Consider the following 11,610-nt stretch of genomic DNA (forward strand, 5'->3'; position numbering starts at 1 on the left):
TGTTGTCGGAGTAGTCGCACTGGTGTCGCTGATGTCGACGCCCGTCGTGGCATCGGCCGCGATGTCGCTTCCGGCGGGGGAGACCGTCGTGGCCTCCGCGTCGGTTGTCGACACGGGCCTGGTGTTCGCCTCGGCAGACACCAAAGACGCCGACGACGACACCATCCCCGATGTGGTCGAGCGCGAGGTCTGCGGCACCGCGACCTGCGCGATCGGCACCGAAGACCGTGACGAAGACGGCATCCCCGACTGGACCGAGGTGCTCTCGTGCGGCAGCACCACGTGCGCCTCGCCGACGAAGGACCGCGACAAAGACGGCATCCCCGACTTCGCCGAGCGCCTGGTCTGCGGCACCGACACGTGCTCTAACTCGCTCGAAGACGCCGACGGCGACCGCATCGGCGACTGGGTCGAGTTCGTGATCTGCGGCACGCGCACCTGCGCCGACGGCTCGGAGGACTACGACGGCAACGGCGTCTCGGATGCTGCGGAGCTCGCCGCCTGCGTCGTGCGCATCGACGACCTCGCCATCACGGGTGGCACGATCGCGCTGTGGATCATCATCCTCGCCGTCGTGCTGATCGGCGGCGGACTGGGGCTGTGGATCTGGCAGCGCAAGCGCAACGCTGCGAACGCGGCGGCCGCAGACGCCGAGACGGATGCTGTCGCCCCGGCGCCCAGCGAGACGGATGCCGATTCCGCCGAGCCGCTCGACGTCTTCGACAGCCCCGACGCAACGCCCGACCCCGACGCAACTCCTGACCCCGATTCCACCCCTGACTCCGACGGCGACGCCTCTTCCGAGGCTGGTCGCTGATGTGGTCGAGGACCGTCGCGATCAGTGCGATCGCGACGCTGGTGCTCGGCGTCGGCGCGGTAGCTCCGGCCCCGATGACGCCCGGCCAGCTCATGGAGGCCGCTCGCGATGATGTGCTGCAGCGCGTCTACGCCGCCGCCGGTCTGAACGCCGACGGCGAACTCGACGACTCCGAGCCGACCGAAGAGCCCGCAGCGCCTCAGACGCCCGCAACCGGCCCGGTGACCAACCCTGCGCCGGTTGCTCCGCCCGCACAGGGCGGTCTCGCGTCGAAGATCGTGACGTCGGCATCCGCTCTGTCCGACCTCGCTCCCGGCGAGCCCGCTGAGGTCTCTTCGGATTCTCTGGGCGTGCAGGCGCAGTTCTCGGGTCACGAGCTGAAGGCCCCCGTCTCGCTGAGCCTCACCGAGGCTCCGGCCGAGGCGCAAGCTCGTCGTTCGGCCGTGGTCGACACGTCAGGCGTCGTGGTGAGCGACCCGGTCGAGATCGTCGCGCTCGATGCGGCGGGTGAGAAGGTCACGAGCTTTCCCGCCGAGCTGATCGATCTGCCCAGCGACGACCCCGAGCACGGCCCGACCGTGAAAGACGTGATCCCGGGCATCACGCTCGAGTTCGACGTCGACATGCAGCGGGTGAAAGACAGCGAGGTCGCCACGTCGACTCTGCGCATCTACACGCGCTCGACGCCCGAAGACCCCTGGACGGAGCTGCCCTCGTACTTCGATGCCGAGACGCAGACCGTCAAGGGTGAGTCCGACCACCTGTCGCAGTTCGTCGTGATCGGTACGCCGTTCCCGGTGCCGCCGGGTCCGGTGGTGGTGCTCGACCCCGACAACGACGAGGGCATCGTGCAGACGCCGGCGCCCGCCACCGAGTTCCCGTACAACTGGCAGCTCGTGCAGGGGCTGAAGTCGTACCTCGAGCTGCAGTGCAACGCGCAGGTGGTGCTGACGAACCCGACCGGCACGCCATTCGTCTCCCGGGGTGTGCGGGCCGGCCGAGCCGCCGCCGCCAACCCCGTGGCGACCGTCGGATTCGGCTTCGCGACCTGGCAGGGCCACGGCTGGGGCACCGAGTCCGAGGGCGGCACGATGGCGTACTCGCGTGGGTCGGCCGCCGACAACTCGCTGCGCGACTCGTTCGTCACGCACATGCCCACGTACACGGGTCGTCCGGCGAACGTCGAGCCGTCGAACGCGAACTTCCCGTTCACGCAGTTCGTGGGTCTGCCCGGTGCGTATGCGCACATCGAGACGCTGTTCCTCGACCACAACTACGACCGCCCGGTCATCGACCAGGGCTTCGGCAGCATCATCGACGGCACGTTCCGCAGCCTCGGTGGCTACCTCGAGGGCATCGGCTTCGACTGCACCGACCCCGTTCTCGGCGGATGGCCGTCTCCGCCGTCGCAGGCCGAGCTCGCGCGTTGGCGCCAGCTGGGCTACCAGAACTACCAGACCTACGGTGCCGACCCGGTGTCGTTCTCGACCGGCAACCTGGTCGAGTCGTTCCCGCTGTTCGACCTGGCGGGTCCAGGCGCGCAGTCCATCGCCGCGAACCTCGTCTACAACGCGCAGGACGGCCGCCTCTCGCGGGTCGGCGCCGGGTGGTCGTTCGGGCTCGGCGCCCGGGCGCAGCGGTTCGACGACGACTCGGTCATGATCGTGCGGGGCGACGGGGCATCGTTCGTCTTCGCCAGCGACGGCGCCGGCGGATACACGGGCGAAGAAGGCCTCGGCCTCACCCTCACCGAGGCCGGCGCGGGCCAATTGAACCTCGCCAGCGACGACGGCGAGACGTGGGTCTTCGACGCCGCCGACGTGTGGGGCATCGGTGAGCTCGCCCGTCACGTCGATCGTCAGGGCAACGCCACGACGCTCACGTACGGCCCGGCAGACCGCAACGTGCACCAGTTCGTGCCGCTCACCTCGATCACCGATGCCGCAGGGCAGACCGTGGCCGTGACGAGCGACGGTGTCGGCCGCATCACCGGGTTCACGCTGCCCGATGGCCGCACCTGGTCGCTCGCCTACAACGACGCCGGCGACCTGATGTCGATCACGAGCGCCGACGGATCGGTGCAGTCGTTCACGTACGACGCAGAGCACAGGATGCTGGCGGCCGTCGACGAGAACGGCGTCACGTACCTCGTGAACGAGTACGACGATGCCGGCCGGGTGGTGCGGCAATTGGATGCCGAGAGCAACGTGCGCACCTTCGAGTACGCCGACGGTGAGACCACGTACACCGACAACGAGGGTGGTGTGGCCGTCTTCGAATACGACGACAAATCGCGCATCACGGGCATCGTCGACACCGCGGGCGAGAAGGCCACGTGGGAGTTCGACGACCTCGGCAACGTCGAGTCGCACACCGACGAGGCCGGCCGCACGTGGGAGTACACGTACGACGATGACGGCAACCTGCTCACCGAGACCGACCCGTCGGGTGCGGTCACGACCTACACGTACACGGCCGACGGTGATGTCGAGACGGTCACCGACCTCGACGGCGATCGCACCGAGACCAACGTCTACAACGACCAGGGCCTGATCTCCGAGGTGTTGCAGGCCGACGGCACGACCGTGCGGTTCGAGTACAACGCTGCGGGCGACCTGACTCGCAGCATCCTGCCCTCGGGCGCCGCCACCACCTATGCGTACGACGCCCGGGGCAACCTGACGTCGTCGACCGATGCGCTCGGCCGGGTGACGACGTTCGGCTACGACGGCAGCAACCGGCTGACGCAGGTGACCGATCCGGCGGGCGGCGTCTCATCGTTCGCCTGGGATGCCGGTGACCGGCTCGCATCGAGCACCGACGCCGAGGGCGGCGTCACGACCTACGCCTACGACGCGGCGGGTCAGCTCACTGCGGCGACCGATGCGATGGGCGGGGTCACCGCCTACTCGTGGGATGCGCTGGCGCGCCTCGTGACGGTCATCGACCCCGAGGGTGGGCAGTCGACGTTCGCCTACGACGGGGAGGACAATCTCGTCGCCACGGCCGACCCCGAGGGCGGCACCACCGCGTTCGTGCTCGATGAGGCCTACCGCACAGTCGGCGTGATCGACCCGAATGGCGGGGAGTGGGAGCGCCAGTACGACGAGACCGGGGTGCCGACGGCATCCATCGATCCGCTGGGAGCCGAGACGGCCTACGCGTTCGACGACCTCGGTCGCCCGACCACCACGACCGACGCCACGGGTGTCTCGTCGACCGTCACCTACGACTCGGCGGGGCGCATGGTCTCGCAGACCGATTCCGCGGGCGGGGTCACGAAGTACACGTACGACCTGATGGATCGGGTGACGCTGGTCACCGACCCGGCCGGCTTCAAGACCGAGCACCTGTACGACATCGACGGCAAACTGATCGGGGTGGTCGACCGCAACGGTAATCCGACGCTCTACGAGGTGGATGCTGCGGGGCAGGTGCTGCGCGAGACCGATGCCACGGGCGCCGTCACCGAGTTCGAGTACGATCCCGCAGGGCGGATCACGAGCATCCTCGATGCCGATGGGCGCACCACGGCGATCGAGTACGACCGCAACGGCCAGCAGACGGCGATCGTCGCTCCGGGCGGGGCGCGCACCGCCTACGCCTACGACAAGGTCGGGCGACTGGTCACGCAGACCGATGCGCTCGGGGCGGTCACGACGTACGCCTACGACGCGGCGTCGCGCCTGGTGACGGCGACGGATGCCGAGGGTGGCGTGAGCACGTACGCCTACGACAAGGCGGGCCGGCAGACGCGGGCCACAGATCCGGTGGGGGAGGCGACGGCGTTCGCGTACGACAAGGCCGGGCAGCTGGTCGAGGTGACCGAGGGCTTTGAGCCGGGGGAGCCGTCGTCGTCCGACACGAACGTGAAGACCGCGTACGCGTACACCGCGAACGGTCTGCTCTCGTCGATCACCAATCCGCTCGCTGCGCAGACGACCTTCGCGTATGACGCGGCGGGGCGGCAGACGACCGAGACCGGTCCGACGGGCATCGCCACGAACACCTCCTACGACGCGGCGGGTCGTGTGGAGCGGGTCTCGAACCCGGCGGGACTCGTCGCCGCGTACACATATGACGCGCGCAGCGACATCGCGAAGCTGACGCGTGGCGACGGCCAGGTGTCGTTCGAGTACAGCGGTGAGCAGCAGCCCATCGTGATGGATGACCCGACCGGTACGACCGGCTGGGTGTACGACGAGGTGGGGCGTCTGCTCGAGCAGACCGACACCCGTGGCAACACTCTCACGTCGACCTATACGGCGGCGGGTCTGCGCGAGTCGCTGACGTACCCCGATGGCACGACGACGGCGTACACGTTCGACGAGGCGGGCGACGTCGTCACGCAGTCGACGCCCGAGGGTGATGTCGGGTACACGTGGGATGCGGAGAGCCGGCTCACGGGGATCACGCGCCCGAACCAGGTGACGAGCACGATCGACTACGACGCGCTCGGCCAGGTCACGCGGGTGCGGCACGAGACGCCGGAGGTTGCGGCTGCTCCGGCGGTCGAGCCCGAAGCGGTCGTGCCGCTCAAGACCGATGCGGTGGAGTGCCGTGCGGTCGGCACGTATCTGTCGGAGCGTTCGACGCCCACGGCGGGTGACCCGGAGCCGTGTGTGAAGACGTGGGACTACCTGAAGCGGCGCACGCTGCCCGAGGTCGAGTCGCCGGTTCCGGCGGGTGCGTCGCTCGAGTACACGTACGAGTACGACGCCGCGGGCAGTGTCACCGATTCGGTGCGCACGATCGAGGGTCCTGAGATCGACGTGCCAGTCGATGGGCCGGATGCGCCGGAGACTCCGTCGGTCCCTGAGCAGCCGTCGGTCCCTGAGCCTGTCGAAGGGCCGACCACCGAGACGCTCTCCCACGCCTACTCCTATGACAACCTTGGTCGTCTGACGCGTTCGGAGGCATCCGATGGTGAGACGAACACGTACGGGTATGACTCGGCGGGTAATCGCACGTCGTGGGATGTGACGGGTTCTCCTGCGGGCGATTCGCAGTTGACGGCGCAGTTCAACGCGGCCGGTCAGTTGACGGGCACGACGACGACGGGTGCGAATGCGGGTTCGGCGTCGTATTCGTTCGATGGTGCGGGTAACCGGTCGTCTCAGACGGTGAATGGTCAGTCGACGTCGTTCGGTCATGATGCGGCGGGACGGTTGTTGTCGACGCAGGCGGATGGCAGGTCGACGTCGTATGCGTATGACGGGTTGGATCGTCGGGCGTCGGTGACGGATGAGACGCGGTTCGGGTCGGATACGACCGGGACGGTGTGGGACGGGTTCGACCCTGTCGCAACGGATAGTGGTTTGCATGGTGTGACGGATCTGTTGCGGGACCCTCTCGGTGGGGTCGTGTTCCAGGATGGTGCGTACGAGGACGAGTGGGTCCTCGGCGATATGCGTAACGCGACGGCGACGGCGGATGCTGGCGGCCAGATCACCGATCTCGTCGACTATGCCGACTTCGGTGGCGCGGATTACGAGTCCACCGGGTGGGGTTCGCTCGTCGGCAATGACGGGCAGCCGGGGGATGCGACTTTGGGCTTGGATCACTACTACGCCCGCGACTACGACACGGTGACGGGTTCGTGGGTGCAGCCGGATGAGTGGCGTGGGTTGCTGGTGCGCCCGCAGTCGTTGAACCGGTTCGCGTATGTCGAGAACTCACCCGTCGCGTTCAGTGACTACCTCGGGTACCTGCCGATCGGTGGCGGGCTCAAGGGCGGGGTTGCGAAGGCCAACGCGAAGAGTGCGATGAAGAAGGGTGGCATTGCCGCAGCCGTAGCCAAGACGAATGCCAGCGTCCCTCCTCACTCGTTTGGCAAGGGCGCGCCCAGCGGAGCGGTGAAGCCCAGGGATCGCGTGATCACCCCGCAGAATCGCTCGCCGTTCTTCACGGCACAGTTGCACCTTCTCAATCTGCGTGGTTGTGGCTTCGGTGACATCGCCTGTCGAGGGACGCGGCTGGCCTCGACGAGCAGCTGCTTCCTGATGCCCAATCCGGCTTCTTGTATCTTCAGTGAGATGGATCGAGGGGTGAGGACGGGGATCCAATCGGTGCTGAACAGTATCGGTGCTGGCATCGGATGGTTCGTCCAAGAGTCGATGCCGACAATTCGCTGGGTGCGTAACCTTCCATTGTCTATAGTCGGTGGATTCGTCGGAGGCACCGCAGTGCTGTTCGGCGGACGCTGTGACGGGTTCGAACGAGGACTCTTGCTATGTTCTGGAGCACCCTGGCGGGGTACGATCACGCTCGGAAACGTTATAACCACCAATGAGCTCCGAGATGATTTCATGAACGACAAAGGCCTCGCGCAGCACGAGGTCTCGCACACTATGCAGTCCGCCATCGTAGGCAATGATGTCTATACGCTGGTGTGGCTCGGCGGGTTGGTCACTTCGATCCTGACCAACAACAATCAATCCGGAGGGGGTGGATGTCTGAACCCGATCGAACAGACTGCTGCTCCCGGCGGAGGATACGAGGAACTGTGCCACTGGTGAGACTGATCTATCGAGGAGTTGCTGCTGGGCTCGTGACCGGCGCCTTGGCCATCGGGCTGATTGGTTGCAACCTCAACTGGGAAGTCCAAGGACCGTACGCCCTCACAATCCGTGATGGAGACTTGCTGCTCGCTTTGTGTGAGCCGCTCGAGATCGATTCGATTCGAGTCTCTGAAGTCTTACGGGAATCCGACGCGACCTCATCGCGCCTTGTTTGGGAGGCCAACGGACCGGTTTCTACAAAGGATGAGCAGATCCTTGTGATTGGCGGTAGGAACGACGGGCTAATGAACGTCGTCGTCGAACCATCATCTCGCTTGTCAGATATTCGATACCTCCGGGTACGCCTGAATGACGGACAACAGGCAGCGCTTGCGGCCTCGATCTACATACCGGACGGTGGATTGGTCGAAGGCCAGTGGATTTCGCCCAGGGGTGATCGTCAAGACCAACCGTGCGGATCCGAGGTTGCCCCGTGATTCGCCAGGTTCCCAGGTACACATGCTCGAACGTGTCAGGGGATGAAGCGTGATCCGATGGCGATGTTCGGACGGGGTTGTGTGCCGTCTACGGCTCGTAGGACAGGTGAGGGTGCTGTGAAAGGCTCGACAAGGTCGCCGCAGGTATACGCGTGAACCTCGACCTGAAGGGCCGACCACCGAGACGCTCTCGCACGCGTATTCGTATGACAATCTGGGTCGTCTGACGCGTTCCGAAGCATCCGATGGTGAGACGAACACGTACGGGTATGACCCGGCGGGTAATCGCACGTCGTGGGATGTGACGGGTTCTCCTGCGGGCGATTCGCAGTTGACGGCGCAGTTCAACGCGGCCGGTCAGTTGACGGGCACGACGACGACGGGTGCGAATGCGGGTTCGGCGTCGTATTCGTTCGATGGTGCGGGTAACCGGTCGTCTCAGACGGTGAATGGTCAGTCGACGTCGTTCGGTCATGATGCGGCGGGACGGTTGTTGTCGACGCAGGCGGATGGCAGGTCGACGTCGTATGCGTATGACGGGTTGGATCGTCGGGCGTCGGTGACGGATGAGACGCGGTTCGGGTCGGATACGACCGGGACGGTGTGGGACGGGTTCGACCCTGTCGCAACGGATAGTGGTTTGCATGGTGTGACGGATCTGTTGCGGGACCCTCTCGGTGGGGTCGTGTTCCAGGATGGTGCGTACGAGAACGAGTGGGTCCTCGGCGACATGCGCAATGCGACGGCGACGGCGGATGCTGGCGGCCAGATCACCGATCTCGTCGACTACGCCGACTTCGGTGGCGCGGACTACGAGTCCACCGGGTGGGGTTCGCTCGTCGGCAATGACGGGCAGCCGGGGGATGCGACTTTGGGGTTGGATCACTACTACGCCCGCGACTACGACACGGTGACGGGTACGTGGGTGCAACCGGATGAGTGGCGCGGGTTGCTGGTGCGGCCGCAGTCGTTGAACCGGTTCGCGTATGTCGAGAACTCACCCGTCGCGTTCAGTGACTACCTCGGGTACCTGCCGATCGGTGGCGGGCTCAAGGGCGGGGTTGCGAAAGCCAACGCGAAGAGTGCGATGAAGAAGGGTGGCATTGCCGCAGCCGTAGCCAAGACGAATGCCAGCGTCCCTCCTCACTCGTTTGGCAAGGGCGCGCCCAGCGGAGCGGTGAAGCCCAGGGATCGCGTGATCACCCCGCAGAATCGCTCCCCGTTCTTCACGGCACAGTTGCACCTTCTCAATCTGCGTGGTTGTGGCTTCGGTGACATCGCCTGTCGAGGGACGCGGCTGGCCTCGACGAGCAGCTGCTTCCTGATGCCCAATCCCGCGTCGTGCCTCTTCAGCGAGATGGATCGAAGCGTCCGCCCTGGGATTGAATCGACTCTGAGCTGGATCCGCAACGCGGTGAGAGTCACAGGTGAAGCGATAGGAAACGCCGCGACTTGGCTTGGTGCCCGCGCGGCGAGCGCGACGCGCGGCTACATCAACAGTACGGCGACCTGGGTCGGACTCACATACGCACTGAATACAGGAGCCGTATGTGTTCCGATCGGCGACGGGATAGTGGCGTGCGGGAGGCGGCCGGGAGGAGGCATCGGGCCCTTCGGGAGTGGTTGGGGCGCACAGCCGGGTGGCGCAATCACGATAGGGAACGTTATCTACGGAGGGTTCGAACTTGATGAGATGCTGGCTGACGAAGATCTCATGCGGCACGAAATCAATCACACCTGGCAGTGGGCACGTGGCGGCGGCGGATTGGGTTTTCTGATTCCATGGGCACTCAACGGTGCCGCAAGTGCATGCAACCCGTATGAGAGAGAAGCCGGATTGGAGGGAACGAACTATGAGCTCTATCAGGGTGAATGCAAGTAGCCGAGTGGGCCCAATCGTGCGACTCGGCATGGTCGTCGGGCTTTCCGCAGGGCTCGTCGTGTCGCTGACGGGTTGCGATCGAGCCAGGCCGGTCCAAATTGCTCTAAGTCCCGCCGACGGATCTGTCCGAGCCGTCGTGTGCGAAAACATCGATGTGACCAATTTTCGAGTGTCTATCCCGGGAGGGTGGATCAACACCGAGAAAACCGTCTGGGATCTCACGGGATCGGCCTCGTTTACTTTGGGAGAAGAATTCGTCCTGCTGGATGATCCGCCGTCAGGACTTCGACTCGACGGTGATCCGGGGACCCAATCGGAGATAGCGTCGAGCGACTTTGTAAACGTGGTCTTGACCGGCGATCCTTCCGGTGCCTCGCAGTATGACCTCACGAAGCCAGGCGCTGGCGAGTGGCTTCGTTGGGACGGGTCGGTCAGCGAAGAACCGTGTCCGTAGCTGCCAAGCCCTTCGAGCGGCTCGCGCTGATGGTCCCGTGGCGAGAATCCCTGGCGTCCGTGATTGCGAACACACGATGGCTCTCGAGACGGGCCATCGAACTGAACGGCGTAGGCACCGGCAGAGCCGACCCTCTCCGAGGCATGCTACATCCGAGCTGCCTGCGGACGATTCCATGGAACGACCGATCGCTATACGTGGCGGCATCATGAACCGTTGGCTGAACCTTCTTCTCATCATCGTGGGGGTTGCACTGCTTGCTTTGATGGTGTGGTTGGACGTCCACGACGGCTCTCCGACGATGAAGATGGGGGATCAGCCTATTGAGGTCGTTCTCGCGGGAGCGCTTGGTTTCGCGGCGCTCGGCAATGGGTTGTACAGATTCTGTCGAAGCTTCAAACGCCACGACGACCGCCATCGGAAGAATTGAGTGACAATCGCGAACTACATCGCGATCGTCGTCGGGCTGATTGACGTGATGTATGGGCCGTTGGTAGTGCGTCATCGGGTCAGAGTATTCCGCGTCTTCGCCGACGCGCAGAGGGCGGTCCGTGGTGCGGCCGCTGAAGGGTCTAGCCCGTTCTGGATCGGACTCTGGTGATGCTGAGAAGGAAGCGGGATTCGAGGGGACTGGATATGAGGGGCGCGAGCATGAGTGTAAATAGGAAAAGTCGGGCAGGTGCCGCGCTTCGAGCTGCGGCGGTACTGATCGTTGTCGGCCTGACGATAGGCCTTACCGGATGCGATGCGGCTAGACCAGCGCATATTTCGCTACAACGCGACGGGGGGTCGATTGTTGCGTCCATTTGCGAACAGGGAACCGTCAGCGATCTCAGAATTGCGGCGTCGAGCGATGCGAGGGATGCGGGTGAGACCATCTGGGTCGCGAAAGGGGCGGCCTCGTTGGCCGTCGGTGACGAGCTGGTCTTATTCGAGGAAGTGCCTGCCGGTCTGGTCGTCGAGCGAGAGCCGGCGGCCCAACCACAGGATACTCGCTCCGTTGTGCTCTACGTGAGTGGGCACCCCGATGGAGATTCGCGTTATGACCTCTCAGGTCTCGAGCCAGGAGAATGGTTGCGTTGGGATGGTTCACGGGGGGCTACGCCGTGTCCCGCGAACTAACTCTTGGGCTCTCGGTTCTCCTGCAGCTCGAGGGCTGCAGAAAGCCCCGGCGCCGCATGGTGAGACGGATACGTTGCGCGCCCTGACCGGCTCGCCCTGGGGGTGTGGTCGGACGTTCATAGCGGGTCTCCGACGATGAAGATGGGTGATCAGCCCATTGAGGTCGTTCTCAAAGGAGGGCTTGGTTTCGCGGCGCTTGGCAATGGGTTGCACACATTCTGCCGAGGCATAAGGGACTGCTGACGGTTTGGTTGACTCCAGCGCTGTGAGGATTTTGGTTCTCGCGGGAGGATGGTCAACGTGCCGAAAGCATTTCCCAAGGAGTTCAGGAACGATGT

General features: G+C 64.9%; 5 protein-coding genes and 1 pseudogene. All 6 read left to right on the forward strand.

Annotated elements, in window-relative coordinates:
* Positions 1 to 31: 31 nt before the first annotated feature.
* The 6 genes and pseudogenes from ACIOSY_RS16350 to ACIOSY_RS16375 all read left to right on the forward strand — a co-directional run bounded on the left by ACIOSY_RS16350 (position 32) and on the right by ACIOSY_RS16375 (position 10,580).
* Positions 32 to 817 (forward strand): hypothetical protein, encoded by a 786-nt coding sequence (locus tag ACIOSY_RS16350; RefSeq protein ID WP_400855149.1) that lies wholly within the window; start codon positions 32 to 34, stop codon positions 815 to 817.
* Positions 817 to 7,335, forward strand: a complete 6,519-nt coding sequence (locus tag ACIOSY_RS16355) for an RHS repeat-associated core domain-containing protein (protein ID WP_400855150.1) — start codon at positions 817 to 819, stop codon at positions 7,333 to 7,335. The genes ACIOSY_RS16350 and ACIOSY_RS16355 overlap by 1 nt, the downstream gene beginning before the upstream one ends.
* On the forward strand, positions 7,332 to 7,814 hold the full coding sequence (locus ACIOSY_RS16360) for a hypothetical protein (RefSeq protein ID WP_400855151.1): 483 nt from the start codon (positions 7,332 to 7,334) through the stop codon (positions 7,812 to 7,814). The genes ACIOSY_RS16355 and ACIOSY_RS16360 overlap by 4 nt, the downstream gene beginning before the upstream one ends.
* Positions 7,815 to 8,028: 214 nt before the next feature.
* Positions 8,029 to 8,112, forward strand: a pseudogene (locus ACIOSY_RS16365) (hypothetical protein); the annotation flags it as partial.
* A gap of 33 nt (positions 8,113 to 8,145) precedes the next feature.
* Positions 8,146 to 9,696, forward strand: a complete 1,551-nt coding sequence (locus ACIOSY_RS16370; protein ID WP_400855153.1) for an RHS repeat domain-containing protein — start codon at positions 8,146 to 8,148, stop codon at positions 9,694 to 9,696.
* 629 nt (positions 9,697 to 10,325) lie between these two features.
* A complete protein-coding gene (locus tag ACIOSY_RS16375) occupies positions 10,326 to 10,580 on the forward strand; it encodes a hypothetical protein (protein WP_400855154.1) in 255 nt (84 codons plus the stop codon).
* Positions 10,581 to 11,610 lie beyond the last annotated feature (1,030 nt).

It is taken from the genome of Microbacterium sp. NPDC087665, assembly GCF_044743285.1.
Classification (GTDB): Bacteria; Actinomycetota; Actinomycetes; order Actinomycetales; family Microbacteriaceae; genus Microbacterium.